The 17,675-nt window shown below is 68.2% G+C and carries 16 protein-coding genes; 7 read left to right on the forward strand and 9 right to left on the reverse strand.

All coding sequences use genetic code 11. The features are described from left to right. The first annotated feature begins 329 nt into the window (after positions 1 to 329). Positions 330 to 1,691, forward strand: coding sequence for a hypothetical protein (locus tag LGM56_RS35095; protein ID WP_222907685.1), 1,362 nt, complete (start codon positions 330 to 332; stop codon positions 1,689 to 1,691). Between the two features lie 483 nt (positions 1,692 to 2,174). Here the strand turns inward: LGM56_RS35095 and LGM56_RS35100 are convergent, their stop codons facing one another. From LGM56_RS35100 to LGM56_RS35110, 3 genes are all read right to left on the reverse strand, one after another. Then, positions 2,175 to 2,486 (reverse strand): hypothetical protein, encoded by a 312-nt coding sequence (locus tag LGM56_RS35100; RefSeq protein ID WP_226208060.1) that lies wholly within the window; start codon positions 2,484 to 2,486, stop codon positions 2,175 to 2,177. A gap of 126 nt (positions 2,487 to 2,612) precedes the next feature. Beyond that, positions 2,613 to 4,010 (reverse strand): enolase C-terminal domain-like protein, encoded by a 1,398-nt coding sequence (locus LGM56_RS35105; RefSeq protein WP_226208061.1) that lies wholly within the window; start codon positions 4,008 to 4,010, stop codon positions 2,613 to 2,615. A gap of 62 nt (positions 4,011 to 4,072) precedes the next feature. Then, positions 4,073 to 5,413: an MFS transporter gene (locus LGM56_RS35110; RefSeq protein ID WP_226208062.1), complete on the reverse strand. Its 1,341-nt coding sequence runs from the start codon at positions 5,411 to 5,413 to the stop codon at positions 4,073 to 4,075. Between the two features lie 313 nt (positions 5,414 to 5,726). Here LGM56_RS35110 and LGM56_RS35115 point away from each other — a divergent pair, with 313 nt between their 5' ends. Both LGM56_RS35115 and LGM56_RS35120 read left to right on the forward strand, forming a co-directional pair. Continuing rightward, entirely contained in the window at positions 5,727 to 6,353 is a 627-nt protein-coding gene (locus LGM56_RS35115) for a DUF2239 family protein (protein ID WP_226208063.1), read from the forward strand. 17 nt (positions 6,354 to 6,370) lie between these two features. After that, entirely contained in the window at positions 6,371 to 7,702 is a 1,332-nt protein-coding gene (locus tag LGM56_RS35120; RefSeq protein WP_226208064.1) for a carotenoid oxygenase family protein, read from the forward strand. A 19-nt stretch (positions 7,703 to 7,721) separates the two neighbouring features. On the opposite strand, the gene LGM56_RS35125 is transcribed toward LGM56_RS35120, so the two are convergent. The 4 genes from LGM56_RS35125 to LGM56_RS35140 are packed head-to-tail and all read right to left on the reverse strand — an operon-like array spanning position 7,722 to position 11,984. Beyond that, the gene (locus LGM56_RS35125) at positions 7,722 to 8,888 is read right to left on the reverse strand and encodes an ABC transporter permease (RefSeq protein WP_226208065.1); all 1,167 of its coding nucleotides are present in this window, start codon (positions 8,886 to 8,888) and stop codon (positions 7,722 to 7,724) included. An 8-nt stretch (positions 8,889 to 8,896) separates the two neighbouring features. Further along, the gene (locus tag LGM56_RS35130; protein WP_226208066.1) at positions 8,897 to 10,051 is read right to left on the reverse strand and encodes an ABC transporter permease; all 1,155 of its coding nucleotides are present in this window, start codon (positions 10,049 to 10,051) and stop codon (positions 8,897 to 8,899) included. Positions 10,052 to 10,072: 21 nt separating this feature from the next. Next, on the reverse strand, positions 10,073 to 10,771 hold the full coding sequence (locus tag LGM56_RS35135; protein WP_089471978.1) for an ABC transporter ATP-binding protein: 699 nt from the start codon (positions 10,769 to 10,771) through the stop codon (positions 10,073 to 10,075). A gap of 7 nt (positions 10,772 to 10,778) precedes the next feature. Beyond that, entirely contained in the window at positions 10,779 to 11,984 is a 1,206-nt protein-coding gene (locus LGM56_RS35140) for an efflux RND transporter periplasmic adaptor subunit (RefSeq protein WP_226208067.1), read from the reverse strand. Positions 11,985 to 12,343: 359 nt separating this feature from the next. On the opposite strand from LGM56_RS35140, the gene LGM56_RS35145 reads away from it, so the two are divergent. Then, positions 12,344 to 12,577 carry a hypothetical protein gene (locus LGM56_RS35145; protein ID WP_089424267.1) on the forward strand — a complete coding sequence of 78 codons (234 nt, stop codon included), beginning with the start codon at positions 12,344 to 12,346 and terminating at the stop codon, positions 12,575 to 12,577. 82 nt (positions 12,578 to 12,659) lie between these two features. Here LGM56_RS35145 and LGM56_RS35150 read toward each other — a convergent pair whose 3' ends face one another. Beyond that, complete coding sequence (locus LGM56_RS35150; RefSeq protein ID WP_089493918.1) at positions 12,660 to 13,424, reverse strand: Mut7-C RNAse domain-containing protein; 765 nt, start codon at positions 13,422 to 13,424, stop codon at positions 12,660 to 12,662. A gap of 9 nt (positions 13,425 to 13,433) precedes the next feature. Here LGM56_RS35150 and LGM56_RS35155 point away from each other — a divergent pair, with 9 nt between their 5' ends. Then, on the forward strand, positions 13,434 to 14,390 hold the full coding sequence (locus tag LGM56_RS35155; RefSeq protein ID WP_226208068.1) for an NAD(P)-dependent oxidoreductase: 957 nt from the start codon (positions 13,434 to 13,436) through the stop codon (positions 14,388 to 14,390). Positions 14,391 to 14,466: 76 nt separating this feature from the next. After that, positions 14,467 to 15,108, forward strand: coding sequence for a LysE family translocator (locus tag LGM56_RS35160; RefSeq protein ID WP_226208069.1), 642 nt, complete (start codon positions 14,467 to 14,469; stop codon positions 15,106 to 15,108). An 87-nt stretch (positions 15,109 to 15,195) separates the two neighbouring features. Here the strand turns inward: LGM56_RS35160 and LGM56_RS35165 are convergent, their stop codons facing one another. Further along, entirely contained in the window at positions 15,196 to 16,491 is a 1,296-nt protein-coding gene (locus tag LGM56_RS35165; RefSeq protein ID WP_226208070.1) for an MFS transporter, read from the reverse strand. A gap of 97 nt (positions 16,492 to 16,588) precedes the next feature. Between LGM56_RS35165 and LGM56_RS35170 the strand changes: the two genes are divergently transcribed. Further along, positions 16,589 to 17,518: a LysR family transcriptional regulator gene (locus tag LGM56_RS35170; RefSeq protein ID WP_226208071.1), complete on the forward strand. Its 930-nt coding sequence runs from the start codon at positions 16,589 to 16,591 to the stop codon at positions 17,516 to 17,518. Positions 17,519 to 17,675: the final 157 nt, after the last annotated feature.

Consider the following 17,675-nt stretch of genomic DNA (forward strand, 5'->3'; position numbering starts at 1 on the left):
ATGCGAGCCGAGTGAACCTGCGGTGCAGTGGACGACAGTTGTAGTCCCTAAGCGGAAGGGGCAAGCGAGAGCTGTACGAAACAGCGGGCAGTAAGAATGTCAAAAACCGAGTGTGCACATAGCGCCGCTGTGTATGCGCCCCAATCGCTCGTTGACGGCTATAAACTCGCCGTGGGATACTCTGCACAGCCTCTCGGATGAGGGGCGGTTTTATGAACCTGGAGAAGGTTCTGGATCGTTAGCTATCGGACGATGGCACAGACTTAAGCCACGGTGTAGCCGTGCGCTCAATTCCGCTCCAGAGCCGGATCCTTTTTGGAGATCCGGAAATGAATCCCACCTCTATTATTGTTCGCTTCGACACTGTCGATGAGCAGGCCGCCGGCCCCGTTCAACGCATTGTCGGTTTCGTGCGTGCTCGCGAACTGCTGCAACTCTTTGATGCGGCTGATCTTGAAGCAAACCCGCGCTCCGCCAAAGCCGGGCCGGTGACTGAGGATATCCTTGAGAGTATCGTCGAAACGCCGGATATCTTTGTTTTCAAGACGAAGGGAATTCTGGTCGGGGCCTCGATGTACGAACGGCTCCAGCGCAATCGCTATCGCCTGACGTTCGAGAACACGAAAATTGAAGGCATCCTGGACGGTGGCCACAACACGCTGGCCATCGGTACTCACATTCTCATGCATGCTCTGGGTGATCCCGGCGTCAAGCGGAAGATTCGGCGATGGCCCGACTTCAAAGACCTCTGGGACGAGAGTCGGGACGAGATTGAGGCGCTCCGGCGAATCAAACCGGATCATGACGACTATGACGAGGGGGCGCTCGATTTCTTGGTGCCGATCGAGGTTTTGGTTCCGTCAGATCTCGAAAGTGACGACGCGATGGAAGCGTTCAACGGCTCCCTCTTGTCGATCTGCTCGGCGCGAAATAACAACGTCCAGTTGACGCTTGAGACCAAGGCCGCGAAGAAGGGCTTCTACGAGGATCTCCGCGTAGCCCTTCCGCCCACTATTGCGCAGCGCGTGGAGTGGAAAACGAACGATGGAGGTGAGATCAAGGTGCGCGATCTGATTGCGCTGTCGTGGATCCCGCTGTCCGTCCTCGAGCTGGATTACGTGCCCGAGTTTCCGCCGCAGAATATCTATCGTAACAAGGGCGAGATGACGAAGCTCTTCGATGAACTGATGAGCCACGACGAGGTGTCCCAGCCGACCGATGGGGAATATACACGGAAGGTTCACAGCAAAGCGGTGCGGAGCGCGCTCGCACTTGCTGGCACGCTGCCGGGCCTCTACGACAAGATCTATCGCGACTTCCCGGCTGCTTATAACGAGAACAATGGGAAGTTTGGAAATATCACTGTCGTGAAGAAGGCCGAAAGCATGCGTACGCAGCCGACGTCTTATTTCAACGATGAGCCGGTTGACTATAGTTATCCGGACGGTCTCATTATGCCGTTGGTGTACGGACTCAAGGCGCTGATCAAGGTGTCGAATGATGGGAAGGTTTCCTGGATGCAGGATCCGGCGAAGTTCCTCGATAAGCATTTGGCCCAGATTGTCAGGAAATACCGCGTCGTCCTGGATGCGTACCGCTTCGATCCGCAGAAGGTTGGCAAGAACCAGGGGTCGTATGACCTGGTGCTCGACGCCTATCAGACCGAACTCATGCTCCAAAGTAAGGCGTAAGCATAGAAGTGGCTAGTGGGGCTGCGCTTGCGAAGGAGCTGCTGAAACGCATGTGCGGGCGTCGCCTATGTCAAAAAAGCCCAGCAGGGGACTGCTGGGCTTTTTGCTTACTATGGGTCGTGCATGCGCCCAACTCGATAGACCGCAAATCTTAGGCCGCGGGACTCAATATCGCGGTGCGGAGAAGGGGTATGAGTGGCAACTTGAGTGTCGCTCGGGATTCGGCCATAGAAGAACAACGTGCAAAGAATTCCGGACAACCCGGACAAGGTGCAAAAGAATGCGTCCCTCCTGCCTATACTTGGACGCGGCCACCATTGGATTACCGCTGGCTAGGTGCAAAGAGATCGTCCCATCGGGTGCAAGAAGTTTCGTCCTGTCCCAGCAAGATCGGGCCTTTTTGTTTTTGCGGGTCTGCGATGGCAGGCCGGACCCAGGCGCCGCACTCGACGTGGCGGTGTGGGTCGACCGGTGGCCGGTCAGTCAGGTCAGCAGTTCGTGCGCGAGCCTGAACGTCGGCACCGCCAACGCGGCGAGCGCCATCGTGATGACCGCGAGAATCACTGTTCTCTTCCGCAGCAGCGCGAAGATGACGAACGACAGCGCATAGAACGCGCAGGTCAGCAGGATGATCCACCAGAGCGCGGCGTAGCCGGCGCCGCCTTCGAAGTTCGATACGTTCCGCGTCATCAGCGTCGCGCCGTAACCGGCGGCGGTCATGCTCGCGGGCAGGCCCAGCACCGAATACAGGATGTAGACGATGAGCTGTCGCGGTGTCGGATCGGAAGACGTCATGACGGGTGGTTCTTATTCGGGTGGGCGGGCCGCCGAACCGGTCGCCACGCGGGCAGGTTCAGGCAGCCAGCAGGATGCGGGCGTTTCCGGTGTTTGGCAACCACCCGCCGCTGCCCGCCGCCGCCTTCACCCCCGCCCGAAACTAGGCCGCTTCGGATCGTACGTCCATCCCGGCACGAGATAGCGCATCGCGACCGCGTCGTCGCGCGCCGTGCCGCCGACTTGCCGATAAAGCGCATGCGCGGCCTCGACCTGCGCCATGTCGAGCTCGATCCCGAGCCCCGGCCGCTCCGGCACGGCCACCTGGCCGCCGACGATCTTCAGCGGCTCGCATGTAAGCCGTGCATCGCCTTCCTGCCAGATCCAGTGCGTGTCGATCGCGGTGATCGTGCCGGGCGCGGCCGCCGCCGCATGCGTGAACATCGCGAGCGACACGTCGAAGTGGTTGTTCGAATGCGAGCCCCACGTGAGCCCCCAGTCGCGGCACAGCTGCGCGAGCCGCACCGAGCCCTGCATCGTCCAGAAATGCGGGTCGGCGAGCGGGATGTCGACTGCCTGCAGCCGCACCGCATGATCCATCTGCCGCCAGTCGGTCGCGATCATGTTGGTCGCGGTCGGAATGCCCGTCGCGCGGCGGAATTCGGCCATCACCTCGCGGCCCGAATAGCCGCCTTCCGGCCCGCACGGATCTTCCGCATACGCGAGCAGGTGGCCTTGTCCGCGGCATAGCGCGACGGCCTCGTCGAGCGACCACGCGCCGTTCGGGTCGAGCGTCGCGCGGGCGTCGGGGAAGCGCGCCTTGATCGCGGCGATCGCTTCCATCTCGTCGGCGCCGGCCATCACGCCGCCCTTCAGCTTGAAATCGGCGAAGCCGTAGCGCTCGACCGCGGCCTCGGCCTGCCGCGCGATCGCGGCCGGCGTGAGCGCTTCCTCGTTGCGCAGCCGGAACCAGGCGTCCGACGCCTGCGCCTCGTCGCGATACGGCAGGTCGGTGCGGCCGCGATCACCGAGATAGAACAGGTACGCGAGCATCGGCACCGCATCGCGCTGCTGTCCTTCACCGAGCAGTGCGGCGACGGGCACGTCGAGATGCTGGCCGAGCAGGTCGAGCAGCGCGGCCTCGATCGCGGTGATCACGTTGTCGAGCCGCAGGTTGATCTCGTGCGGCTGGCGCAGCACCGCGGCTTCGCCGGCCGACGTCACCTCGTGCCGGATCGTGCGGCCCGCACCCGTGCCCGCGCCGGACAGCGCCGCGCGCACCGCGTTGAGCGTCGCCTGGTAGCGTCCGATCGACTGGCCGACCACGAGATCCGTCATGCGCTCGAGCGCGTGGCGGATGCCTTCGCCGCCCGGCACTTCGCCGACGCCCGTGTGTCCGCTGCTGTCGTCGAGGATCACGAGGTTGCGCGTGAAGTACGGCGCGTGCGCGCCGCACAGGTTGAGCAGCATGCTGTCGCGGCCGGCGACGGGAATCACCTGCATGCGCGTGACGTGCGGGGTGCCGGCACGGCGGGATTCGGACATCGGTTCGCTCCTGGTTCCGGTGGGGCACGGGCCGCCGGCTGCGCCGGTGCGGCCCGTGCCGTTCATTGAAGCTCGACGCGGCGGATCTCGCCGACGACGAACAGGTAGCAGATCACGGCGACGAGCGCGTGCGCGACGACATAGACGAGCGCGCCGTTGAACGAGCCGCTGCGGTCGACGATGTAGCCGATCGCGATCGGCGTCGTGATGCTCGAGAGGTTGCCGCACGTGTTGAGCAGCGCGCCGCTCAAGCCCGCGATCTGACGCGGCGCGGTGTCGGCGTTGACGGCCCAGCCGAGCGCGCCGAGCCCCTTGCCGAAGAACGACAGCGCCATGAACAGCACGACGAGCACGTGCGAATCGGTGTAGTTGCAGACGATCATCGACATCGACAGCAGCATGCCGACCACGATCGGCACCTTGCGCGCGACCGACAGCGAGCGGCCCTGCTTGAGCAGCCCGTCGGACACGACGCCGCCGAGAATCCCGCCGAGGAACCCGCACACGGCCGGGATCGACGCGACGAGCCCCGCGTTGAGGATCGACATCCCGCGCGCCTGCACGAGGTAGACGGGAAACCAGGTGATGAAGAAATAGGTGAGCGCGTTGATGCAGTACTGCGCGACGTACACGCCGATCAGCATCCGGCTCTTCAGCAGCGCCTTCACGTGGCGCATCGACGGGCCGCCGTCGCGTCCGCCCGTCGCCTGGTCGATGTTGACGAGCGCGCCGCCTTCGGCGAGGTAGTCGAGTTCCGCGCGATTGATGGTCGGGTGGTCCTTCGGGTCGTACATCGTGCGGTTCCACACCAGGACGAACGCGAGGCCGAGCACGCCCATCACCGCGAACACCGACTGCCAGCCGAATGCGTGCACGAGCCAGCCCATCAGCGGCGCGAACACGACGGTCGCCGCGTACTGCGCGGCATTGAAGATCGCCGACGCGGTACCGCGTTCGGCGGCCGGGAACCACGCGGACACGATCCGGCTGTTGGCCGGGAACGACGGCGCCTCGGCCGCGCCGACCAGGAAGCGCAGCCCGAACAGCAGTGCGAACGCGGCCGCGCCGCCGAAGAAGCCGATTCCGCCCTGCAGCAGCGTGAACAGCGACCAGAAGAAGATGCTGAACGCATAGACGATGCGCGACCCGTAGCGGTCGAGCAGCCAGCCGCCAGGCAGTTGCGCGACCACGTACGACCAGCCGAACGCGGAGAAGATGAAGCCCATCTGCACATGGCTCAGGTGCAGCGCGCGGGCGAGGCTCGGGCCGGCGATCGCGATCGCCGCGCGATCCGCGTAGTTGATCGTCGTGACCGCGAACAGGACGGCCAGCACCAGCCAGCGCACGCGCGTGCGACGGGCCGTTGCCGACGCGGACGCCGGCAGCGCGTGAAGCGGATTCATGACTGTCTCCTCCGAAGGGCGGAAGGTGCCGTCGTGCGGCAGGCGCGTCGGTGCGCGCCATTCGTGTGGGTGCTGCCGGCCGGAGGCCGGACGCCGCTGCCCGTGGGCAGGGCGTCCGGGCCATTCTGTCATGTCGAAATTTGCGCCTTCATGCCAATTGCTGACTTGATCGATTCAGCAATTGAATCGATCGGTGAGCTGGCCCAGGGCCGTGCCAGGGCTGCCGGAATATTTTTACCCGGGTGATATTGACATCTGGTTTATACCCGGATAAAAATAGCGCTATTCCGATTCCAGCCTGCGAGTGACCACGATGAGCACCACCACACTGCTTCCTTCCTACACGGCGTTCGACGGCCACCGGCGGCTCGCGTCGGGCCCGCTCGTGACCGTCGCGCTCGCGGTCCGCCAGGCTGCCGGCGACGCGATGTCCACCACGATCCTGATCTTCGACGATGCGACGGGGCGCTCGATCGACCTCGACTTGCGCGGCACGGCGGACGAGATCCGCGCGCGCTATGCGCCGCCGTCGGGCGATGCATCGGCCGGCTCCGGCGAGCCGGCCGGCGCGGGAGAACAGCGCGGCCGCGGCCGGCCGAAGCTCGGCGTCGTGTCGCGCGAGGTCACGCTGCTGCCGCGTCACTGGGAATGGCTGGCCACGCAGCCCGGCGGCGCGTCGGTCGCGTTGCGCAAGCTCGTCGAGGACGCACGGCGCACCCATGCGGAAGCCGACCGGCGACGCGACGCGCAGGCGCGCGCCTACCACTTCATGTCGGCGATGGCCGGCGACCTGCCCGGTTTCGAGGAGGCCGCGCGCGCGCTGTATGCGAACGACCTGGCGCGGCTCGCCGAGCTGATCGCCGGCTGGCCGGAAGACGTCCGCGACCACGCGCTCGCACTGGCGCGCGGCGAACTGCCGCCGTCCACCGAAGACTGCTGACAGGAGCATCGGACGCCATGACCGCATTCGATCTGAACCGTGGCGCGATCGCGCCGGTTGCCGACGAGGTCGATCTCGTCGACCTGCGCGTGACGGGCGCGATCCCGCACGAACTCGCCGGCACGTTGCTGCGCAACGGCCCGAATCCGCCGGGCGGCCGCTTCGAAGGGAACGACGTGCTGTCGTGGTGGCCGGAAGCCGCGATGCTGCACGCGATCGCGTTCGAAGGCGGCCGCGCGACCGGCTACCGGAACCGCTGGGCGCGCACGCAGCGCTGGGCCGCCGTGCATGCGCCTGAAGAAGCATCGCAACTGCCCGACACCAACCCGAACGTGAACGTGCTGCAGCATGCCGGCGAATTGCTCGCGCTGTCAGAGGGCGGCGCGCCGTTCGCTATCACGGCCACGCTCGATTCGCTCGGCGTGCCGGCGCGGCACGCGGGCCTCGGCGGCGGGATGACCGCGCATCCGAAGGTCGATCCGGTGACCGGCGAGCTGATCGCGTTCCGCGCGGACTGGCGCGCACCGTGGCTGCGCTACGGCGTCGCCGACGCGCAGGGCGTGCAGCGCGTCGATCTCGAGATCGCGCTGCACGCGCCTTCGATGATGCACGACCTCGCGATCACCGAAACCCGCAGCCTGCTGCTCGACCTGAACGTCGGCTACGACTTCTCGCTGCTGAAGCAGGGCCACCGGATGCCGCTGCGCTGGCACGACGACCGGCCTGCGCGCATCGGCGTGCTCCCGCGCCACGGCGGCGCGGTGCGCTGGTTCGACGTCGAGCCGTGCTTCATCTTGCACGTCGTGAACGCATACGACTGCGACGCGTCGTGCATCGTGCTCGATGCGGTGCGCTATCCGTCGTACCTGCGGCTCGACGCGGGCACGGGCCGCTTCGCCGACAACCCGGTCGGCGAGCTGTGGCGCTACGTGATCGATACGGCGAACGGGCTGATCGACGAAGGGCCGCTCGCCGACGGCGGCATCGAGATGCCGCGCATCAACGAAATCCGGACGGGGCGCCGCTACCGCTACCTGTATGCGGTCGAGCAGCCGAACCCGGTGGAAATGCGCGGCGTGATGCGCTTCGATCACACGAGCGGCACGACCACGCGCTACGCGGTGCCGCCCGGCGACCAGAACAGCGAGCCGGTGTTCGTGCCGCGCCCGGGCGGCGCGAACGAGGACGACGGCTGGCTGCTGGTGATGGTCTACCGCGCGGCGACCGATACGAGCGACGTCGTGATCCTGGATGCGCGCGCGATCGATGCGGGGCCGGTTGCCACCGTGCACCTGCCGCGCCGCGTGCCGGCCGGGTTCCACGGCGCGTGGGTGCCGCGCGAACGTTGAACGTGAGCGCCGGCGCGCGTCACTGCGCGCGCAGCGCGTCGACGATCTTCAGCCGCGCGGCGCGCATCGCCGGCAGGAACCCGCCGACGAGCCCCATCACGAGCGAGAACAGCAGCGTCTTCACGACGATCGCGGGCGTCAGCACGAAGCGGAACGACAGGTCGGCGAAGGTTTGAAAGTTGGTCGTCGAGAACGACGCGAACTGCATCAGCGACGCGCACGCGAGCCCCGCCACACCGCCGACGAAGCCGAGCAGCAGCGCTTCCAGCAGGAACGCGGCGAGCACGTTGGTGCGCTTGAAGCCGAGCGCGCGCAGCGTGCCGATCTCGGCGACGCGGTTCGCGACCGACGCATACATCGTGATCATCGCGCCGATCATCGCGGCGATCGAGAAGATCGTCGACAGCGTGATGCCGAGGATGTTGATGAACGTCGACAGCGCCTTCGACTGGTCGCCGTAGAAGGTCTGTTCGCGTTTCGCCTCGTCGGTGAGGCGCGGGTCGACGTCGATGTCGGCCTTGAAGCGCGCGAAGCCGTCGGCACTCGGGATGCGCAGCACCATCGACGAATAGCTGGTACGGCGGAACGACTGCATCAGCTGGTCGACGTCGCCCCAGATCTCCGAATCGAAGCCGCTGCCGCCCGCGTCGAAGATGCCGACGATGGTCCAGTCGCGCTGCGCGAAATGCAGGCTGTCGCCGAGCTGCGTGCCGCTGAAGCCCTTCGCGATCGCGCTGCCGACGATGATGTCCGACGAGCCGGGCGCGAACATGCGGCCGGCGACGAGCTTCACGTGCGGGCGCAGCGCGAGGCCGGCCGGCGACACGCCGCGGATCACGACGTTCGACGGCTTGCCCGACGACGTCTTCACCAGCGAGATCAGCACGACCGCTTCCTTCGACACGAGCGGCCGGCCGTCGGGGCCGAGCGCGACGGCCGGATGCATCTCTAGCGCATTGGCCTGCTGGTGGTCGATCGAGCTCTGGATCTCGGTTTCGGCGCCCTTGCGGATCACTACCACGTTGTCGGGTTCGCCGGTCGACACGAGCGTCTTCGTGAGCCCCGCGTCGAGCATCTGCACGGTCGCAAACACGAAGATCACGAGCGCCATCCCGCCGGCGGTCAGCGCGGTGGTGAGCCGCCGGGTCCACAGGTTGCGCGCGATGTAGTTGAGCGGGATCGCCATGTGCCCGCCTAACCGATTGCCCTGAGGCCTTCGACGACGCGCACGCGCGCCGCCTGCCACGCCGGCACGATCGCCGCCGCGAAGCCGACCGCGACCGAGCACGCGGCCTGCAGCACGACCGTCTCGGTCGACACCTTGAACACCGGGAAGATGCCGCCGGCCGCCTGCTTGAAGAGACTCGCGGCGGGCGGCGTCGCGAGGATCCCGAGCCCGCCGCCGGCCACCGCGATCACGACCGATTCGCCGAACACGATCAGCGCGAGGAAGCCGGGGCCGAAGCCGAGCGCCTTCAGCGTCGCGTATTCGGCTGTGCGCTCGCGCGCGCTCATTGCCATCGCGTTGGCCATCACGGCCATGATGATCAGGATCACCACGTACGACACGAGGCGGATCGCCGCGATGATCTGGTTCGACATCGCGACGAAGCCGAGCTGGAACGCCTGCTCGGTTTCGGTGAGCGTCTCGGCGAGCGAGTTCTTGAACACCGCGTCGACGTTGCGCGCGATCGACGCGCCGTCGTCGGGGTTCGCGACGCCGAGCACGAACACGCCGACCTGGTCGGCCTGCTTCGGCGTGCGCTGGCGCACCGTCTCGTTCAGGTATTCCCAGTGGAACACCAGCTGCCGCGTGATCGTCGAGTCGTCGCGGCCGTCCAGGATGCCGCGTACGACGAAATCCCACGTGCCCGGGTAGATCGTGCCCTTCAGCGGGATCACGTCGCCGATCTTGAAGCCGAACTGCGTCGCGAGCTGGCGACCGACGAGGCAGCCGCGGCGGTCGCGGTCGTAGTCGGCGCGCTGCTGCGCCGGGATGATGAATTCCGGGTACAGGTCGAGATAGTTGTCCGATACCGCGAAGCTCGCGAAGAAGTTCTTCGGGTCGCGGTAGATGCCGCCGAACCAGTTCGAGCGGACCACGGCCGTCACGCCTTCGACGCCGCGGATCCGGTTCTCGTCGCTCACGGGCAGCGGAAACACGAGCGAGATCGCGTTGCGCGTGACGAGCCGCCCGCTGGAGGCAGCGGCCGCGCCCGCGTACCACGCGTCGACCACGGTGTGCAGCAGCCCGAACGCGAGCACGGCGATGGTGAGCCCGAGCACGGTCAGCAGCGTGCGCAGCCGGTGCCGCATCGCATTGCGCGCGATCAGCTTCAGCACGTACATTGCGCGCGCTCCCGGAGCCGGTCAGCCGGCGTGCCCATCGATCAGCTCCCCTTTTTCCAGATGCACGAGCGAGCGCGCGGCGCCGGCCGCGTGCGCGTCGTGGGTCACCATGATGATCGTCTTGCCGAGCTCGGCGTTCATCCGCTGCAGCATCGCGAGCACGTCGGTGGCCGACGTGCGGTCGAGGTCGCCGGTCGGCTCGTCGGCGACGATCAGCACCGGATCGGTGATCAGCGCGCGCGCGATCGCGACACGCTGCTGCTGGCCGCCCGACAGCTCGGACGGGTAATGGCTCGTCCGGTCGCCGAGGTTCACCATGTCGAGCACGAGTTCGACGCGCTCGCGCCGCTCGCGGCGCGACAGGTGGGTGAGCATCAGCGGCAGCTCGACGTTCTCGAACGCGGTGAGCACCGGCATCAGGTTGTAGAACTGGAAGATGAAGCCGACGTTCGCCGCGCGCCATTCGGCCAGTTGCGCCTCCGCGAGCAGCGAGATGTCGAGCCCGCCCACGCGCAGCTCGCCGCTGTCGGGCCGGTCGATGCCGGCCACCAGGTTCAGCAGCGTGCTCTTGCCGGAGCCGGACGGCCCCATCAGCGCGACGAAGTCGCCTTCGCGGATATCGAGCGTGATGTCGGTCAGCACGGGCACGATCTGGTTGCCGCGCCGGTACGACTTCGCGACGTGGCTGATCTCGACGAGGGGCGGCGGAGCGTCGTTCACGCGTGCGCTACTTCTTCGCGACGGTCACTTTCGCGCCGTCCTTCAGCTTCGCACCCGGCGCGAGCACGACCGTGTCGCCGGGATTCACGCCGGTGAGCGCGACGAGTTCGCCGATCCGCATGCCCCGCGTCACGGACACGGCGCGCACCACATCGTCCTTCACGACGAACACGACCGGCCGCCCGTCGCGCTCCACGACCGCGCTGGCCTGCACGGCCGTCACGGGCCGCCGGTCCTGCGCCGACACGGGCTTCGACAGGAACGCGATCTTCGCGCTCATGTCGGGCAGCACGCGGTCGTCGCGGTCGACGAAGCGCACCTTCACGAGCACGGTGGCCTTCGAACGGTCGACGGTCGGCACGATGCGCGACACGCGGCCCGCGAAGCGCATGTCGGGCAGCGCGTCGAGCTGGATCTCGCACGGCTGCTCGGCGCGGATCTTCGCGATGTTCGATTCGGCGACGTCGGCCTCGACCTCGAGCGTGTCCATGTCGGCGATCGTCACGACCGCGCCCTTGCTGTCCGATGCGGACGAGAACGGCGTGATGTTGTCGCCGACGTTCGCGTGCTTCGCGAGCACGATGCCGTCGAACGGCGCGCGGATCACCGTCTGGTCGACCGCGACCTGCGCGGCCTGCGCGTTGGCCTCGGCGGACGCGATCGCGGCCTGGTCGCTGTTGAGCGTCGCGCGCGCCTTGTTCACGCGGGCCGTGTCGGTGTCGAGCTGCGCGGCCGGCACGGCGCCGCGCGGCGCGAGCGCCGACGTGCGGCGCAACGCGATCTCCGCATCCTTCAGTTCCGCCTGCGCGACGCCGAGGTTCGCGCGGGACACCTGCACCTGCGCGCGCGCCTGCGCGAGCGATGCCCGCACGTCGTTGCTTTCGAGCCGCGCGATGATCTCGTCCTGCTTCACACGCGTGCCTTCGAGCACGCCGAGCCATTCGACGCGCCCCTGGCCCTTCGACGCGACCGCGGCCTTGCGCTGCGGCACGACGTAGCCGGTCGCATTGAGCTGCGTGTCGTTCTGGTACGGGTAGGCGGACGTGACGGCGGTGGTTTCGACAGCCGGCCGGCCGGTGAGTGCGAGGCCGGCGGCAAGCGCGCCGATGACGAGCGCGGCGGCCACCGCATAGCGGAGCCACCGGCGACGGCGTGGCGCCGGTGCGGGCGGACGCCGGTCGATCTTCAGTTTGTCCAGGTTGTGATCGGGCAATTTGAGCGCCTCGAGACGGCGGCGGTCTGGCGACCGGCCGCGATCCGGTTTCCGGGGAAAGGGACGGATGGACGCCAGTATAAGCGTCGCCCCGACGGTGCGCGAGCCGGTTTGCAGCGCCGCCGCGGCGGCCGCCGGACGGGGCGCCGGCCCGGGATACGCGTGCTCCCCCGGGGAAACCCGAGGGGCGCAAGCAACGTGTCAACTTGCCGCGAACACGGTGCGTTATGGAACCAGTGCGTCAGGTTTTGTCCCGACGGCACGGCGCAAGCCGGCCTCGCGGCCTGGGGCTCCGATGCGAATGCCTCGCATCTTTACTGACCGGTACGTTTGATTTTTTCTCCGCTAAAGGAAGAACAATGAAGAAGACGCTCGCTTCGATCATCGCCGCAGCATTCGCACTCGCATCGGTTTCGGCATTCGCACAGGCGTCCGCGCCGGCAGCCGACACGTCGGCAGCCGCTCCGGCACCGGCCAAGAAGGATCACAGCAAGCCGAAGCACCAGCTGAAGCGCCACGGTTCGGCCAAGGGCAAGGCGAAGGCCGAAGCCGCATCGGCCGCCGGCACGAACGACGCAGGCGCGCAGAACTAAGAAGCGCGTTGCGCGGCGGCCGGCACCGCCGGCCGCCAGTCGCGAGACCCCGCATGTTCACGCATGCGGGGTTTTGTTTTTTTCAGGCCTCGTGTTCATCGGCGGGCGGCGGTGGCGGCGCGCGCATCGCGTCGACCACCGTGCGCATGCGCCGCCAGTGCGAGCCTTCCCAGAACACGCGCCGGCACACGTCGCACGCGGCGAAGCGCCGGTGCCGCTGCCGGACGCCGGCCGGCACGCGCGGCGCGGCAGCGGCCGCGTCGAGCGGATGCAGCGGCGCATTGCAGCGCAGGCACAGCCGGAACGGCCGCATGTGCGGCGCGAGATCGAGCCGCGCGAACAGTTCGCGCAACTGGTCGGCCGGCTGCAGCGCGTGCAGGTAGCAGCCGCGCTCGACCGCGCGCCGCTTGAGCAGCTCGCGGTCGCGGGTCAGCACGATCCGGCCCTCTCGTGCGGCGAGCGCCGCCAGCGCGTCGTCGCGGTAGTGGTTGTCATAGCAGGTGTCGAAGCCCGCGAGGCGCAGCAGTTGCGCGAGGCCGCCGAGATGCGCGTCGGCGACGAAGCGCCATTGCGCTGGTGGCGGCGCGGCGGCCCCGTTCACGGCAGCCGTCCGTGCGCGCTCCGGAAAGGCTTCGACCCGGTCGCCGTCGTCGAGCGGCCGGTCGAGCGCGGCCGGCGCATCGTTCACGCACAGCCGGCCGATTTCGGTGTGCGGGACGCCGAGCGCCTCGATCGCGTGCTTCACCGTCGCGTCGCGCGCGCATGCGTGCCCGAACGCGCGGTCGCGCTGGGCGCGCGGGAGAAAGGCGTTCAGTTCGTCGTGGAAGCGGAAGGTCGCGGTCACCATGCGGGCAGTATGGCACCGCGCTCGGCCGGCCGTGTGCCCTGCAGCCGCCACGCATCTGTGTTTAACTCCCCGCTTCACGGAGCGAAGGAGCGGGAAATGGATCTCGGATTTATCGGGCTGGGTGAAATGGGGCAGGCAATTGCGACGAACCTGCTGAAGGCCGGGCACACGGTGCGGGTCTGGAACCGGTCGCGCGAGCGCGCCGAGCCGCTCGCGGCCGTCGGCGCGCAGATCGTCGACACGCCGGCCGACGCGTTTCGCGGCGACGCGGTGTTCTCGATGCTGGCCGACGACGCCGCGGCGCGCGCGATCTTCGACGACGCGCTGCTCGCCCAGGCGCCGCGCGGCCTGATCCACGTGAACATGGCGACGGTGTCGGTCGCGCTGGCCGAATCGCTCGCGCACGCGCATGCGTCGCGCGGCATCCATTACGTCGCCGCGCCGGTGATGGGGCGGCCCGACGTCGCGGCCGCCGCGCGCCTGACGATCATGGCGGGCGGCCCGGCCGAGGCGATCGACCGCGTGCAGCCGCTGTTCGACGCAATCGGCCAGAAGACCTGGCGGTTCGGGTCGCTGCCGCAGCATGCGAACGTTGCGAAGATCGCCGCGAACTTCACGCTCGCGTCGGCGATCGAGACGCTCGGCGAAGCCTCTGCCTTGCTCGGCGCGCACGGCGTCGCAATGCGCGACTTCCTCGACGTGATCACCGGCAGCGTGTTTCCGGGCCCCGTCTACGAAGGCTACGGCTCGATGATCGCCGAGCGGCGCTACGAGCCCGCGCGCTTCAAGGCGCGCCTCGGGCTGAAGGACGTTCGCCTCGCGCTGGAAGCGGGCGACGCCGTGTCGGTGCCGCTGCCGGTCGCGAGCGTCGTGCGCGACAACCTGCTCGACGCGCTCGCGCACGGCGGCGGCGAGCAGGATTTCGCGGTGCTCGGCGAAGTCGCGCTGCGCCGCGCGGGCCGCTGAGCCGTCGCGCGACAGAAGTCCGGCGCACCGGCATAATCGACGTTTCGTTTTCCCTTACATCGATGCAGAGGCGGGCATGAACTTGCATACGTGGTGGCTTTTCGTGGCGACGGTGTTCGTCGTGTCGGCGATTCCGGGCCCGAACATGCTGCTGGTGATGACGCATGGCGCGCGGCACGGGCTGCGGCGTTCGACGTGGACGATGGCCGGCTGCCTCAGCGCGCTGGTGCTGATGCTGTCGGTGTCGGCGGCGGGCCTCGGCGCGGTGCTCGAAGCGTGGCCGGCGATGTTCAACACGTTGCGCTTCGCGGGCGCGGCCTACCTGATCTACCTCGGCGTGAAGGCGTGGCGCGCACGCGTCGACGACGCGCAGCCGGCCGCCGACGTCGACACCGTGCCGCGCCAGGCCGCGCCGGCATCGCGCGGGACGCTGTTCCGCAACGGCTTTCTGGTCGCGGGCAGCAACCCGAAGGCGATCCTGTTCGCGGCTGCGCTGCTGCCGCAGTTCATCAACGCGGCCGAGCCGACGCTGCCGCAGTTCGGCATTCTCGTCGTCACGTTCGCGGTGATCGAGGTGAGCTGGTATCTCGTCTACGCGTCGTTCGGCACGCGCATCGGCGCGACGCTGAAGAGCCAGAGCGTGGCGAAGATCTTCAACCGGCTGACGGGCGGGCTGTTCGTCGGCTTCGGCGCAATGATGGCGCTGGTTCGTCACTGATTTCGTACTGACACCGGTGCGCCGAACGCCCCGTCCCTCGCAAGAGGGTGGGGCGTTCTGCTTTTCGGGCCTCCGTCACGCGCTTGCTTAAGCACGCGGGCGCGTCCATGCGGCCGCGCCGGCCCCGCGTCCGGCCGTGAGCCCGAAGACGGCGGCCGCGCCGGCGAACGCAAACCCCACGCCGCACACCGCGCTCCACCCGCCCCAGGCCCACGCGGTGCCAGCGAGCACCGCGCCGAGCGCGCCGCCGATGAAGAACAGCCCGACGAACAGACCGTTCAGGCGGCCGCGCGCGGCCGGGTTCAGCAGGTTGATCTCGCGGCGGCCGATCGTCTGGTCGACGATGACACCCGCATCGAGCAGCGCCGCGCCGCCGGCCAGCAGTGCGAGCGCGAGGCCGCGATGCAGGTGTGCGTCGAAGCCGAACCAGCCGGCACCCGCGATCCCGAGCACGACGAGCGCCACGAGCATCGTGCCGTGCGCGATCCGCTGCGCGGCCGGGCCATGGCCGTGGTCGCCGGCACGGCCCGCGAGCGGCGTGACGATCGCGCCGCTGGCGCCGGCGAACGCGAACAGCGCAATACCGTGCAGGTCGAGGCCGAACGGCGGCTGCGCGAGCCGCAGCCCGACCGCGGTCCAGAATGCGCTGAACGCGGCCATCGCGAGCGCGGCCGACAGCGCATGCCGGCGCAGCACCAGCTCGTCGGCGAGCAGGCGCCCCATCGACGCAAGCAGCGTGCGGTAGCCGGCCGAGATCGACGGCGTGCGCGACGGCAGGCGCAGCGCGAGCACCACGGCGATCGCGGCATTCGCGAGCGCGGCCAGCACATAGAACCCGCGCCAGCCGGCCGAGCCCGCAATCAGGCTCGCGAGCGGCCGCGACAGCAGGATGCCGAGCATCAGCCCGCTCATCACGTTGCCGACCGCGCGGCCGCGCTGCGCCTCGGGCGCCATCGACGCGGCCATCGGCACGAGCATCTGGATCACGCTCGACGCGGCGCCGGCCACGAGCGTTGCCAGCAGGAATACGGTGCCTGATCGCGTGAACGCCGGCAGCGCGAGCGCGGCCGCGCACGCGGCCAGCGTCGTGACGATCAGGCGGCGGTTCTCGAGCAGGTCGACGAGCGGGACGAGCAGCACGAGCCCGGCCGCGTAGCCGAGCTGCGGCAGCATCGCGACGAGGCCGGCCAGGCCGGACGGCAGGTGCAGGTCGGCGCTGATCGGGCCCGTCAGCGGCTGCGCGGCGAACAGGTCCATCACGATCACGCCGACCGTCGCGGCGAAGAACAGTGTCATGCCGGCGCTCAGCGCGGGCGGCGTGCCGGCCGGCGCGCTGACGGGCGGGCGCGCGGCGGCGGGGCAAGGGTTGGCAGGGCAGTTCATCGGAAGCCTGGCGAATGGGTCGAAGGAGTCCCCATCGTAGGTGTCCGATGTTTATGCGACAATTGAAATATCTATAACATGATTATGCGAGTTTGTTTTGAATACGCGTGATCTCCAGGCATTCGTCGCGGTGGTCGACAGCGGGTCGATGGTCGCCGCGGCCGCGAAGCTCCACCTGACGCAGCCGGGCCTGACACGGCGTGTGCAGAACCTCGAAACGCTGCTCGGCATGCCGCTGCTGGAGCGGCAAAGCAAGCCGCTGAAGCCGACCGCCGCCGGGCGCGACGTCTACGCGCTCGCGCGCAACGTGCTCGGCGCGGTCGACGAGCTGATGGCGGCGGGCGCGCCGGACAGTGAGCCGTCGGGCGAGCTGCGCATCGGCGTGCCGCCGTTCCTGTCCGAGCTGGCGCTCGAGCAGCCGATCGACCGGCTGCGTGACGCGTTTCCGCGCCTCACGCTGCGGGTGACGGCCGGCTGGTCGCCGGCGTTGATGCAAGGCGTCGAGCGGGGCACGCTCGACGTCGCGGCCGTGATGGTGCCGGCCAGTTCGACGCTGCCCGACACGTTCACGTCGACGCTGATCGGCACGCAGCCGACGGTGCTCGTCGCCGCGCGCGACTATCCGCTGCCGGACGGTCCGCTGTCGATCGACACGCTGTCGGGTTTTCCGTGGGTGCTGAGCCAGGACGGCTGCGGGATGCGTTCGGCGCTGAGCCGCATGCTCGGCGCGGCCGGGCTGCCGTTCGACGTCGCGGTCGAGGCGTTCGGCTCGGAGCTGCAGTTGTCGCTCGTCGCGCGCGGCGCGGGCATCGGCATCGCGGCGCCGAACGCGCTGGCGCGCAGCGCGCATCGCGATGCGCTGAGGGTGGTGGAAACCGTGGGGCTGGAGACGCGGATCAACGTGTGGATCGTGCACGGCGCGCTGCCTGGCCGGCTGGTGCGGCCCGTCGCGCTGCTGCGCGATGCGCTGGGCGAAGTGCTCGACCGGGTAAACAGGGTGGGGTCAGGTGCGGTAAAGGCGGTCTAGAGGCGACGTTCGAGGGAAAATCCTTATTTTCTCTACGGAAATGTTGCATTGCGGAAACTGTTTCGCTATAGTTGCACCTGTCTCCTCCATGTCTCCTCTGATATGGATTCAGCCCGCCTCTTAGGCGGGCTTTTTTTTGCCTGCGATTTTGTCGCGG

Source organism: Burkholderia sp. AU38729 (assembly GCF_020419725.1).
Classification (GTDB): domain Bacteria; phylum Pseudomonadota; class Gammaproteobacteria; order Burkholderiales; family Burkholderiaceae; genus Burkholderia.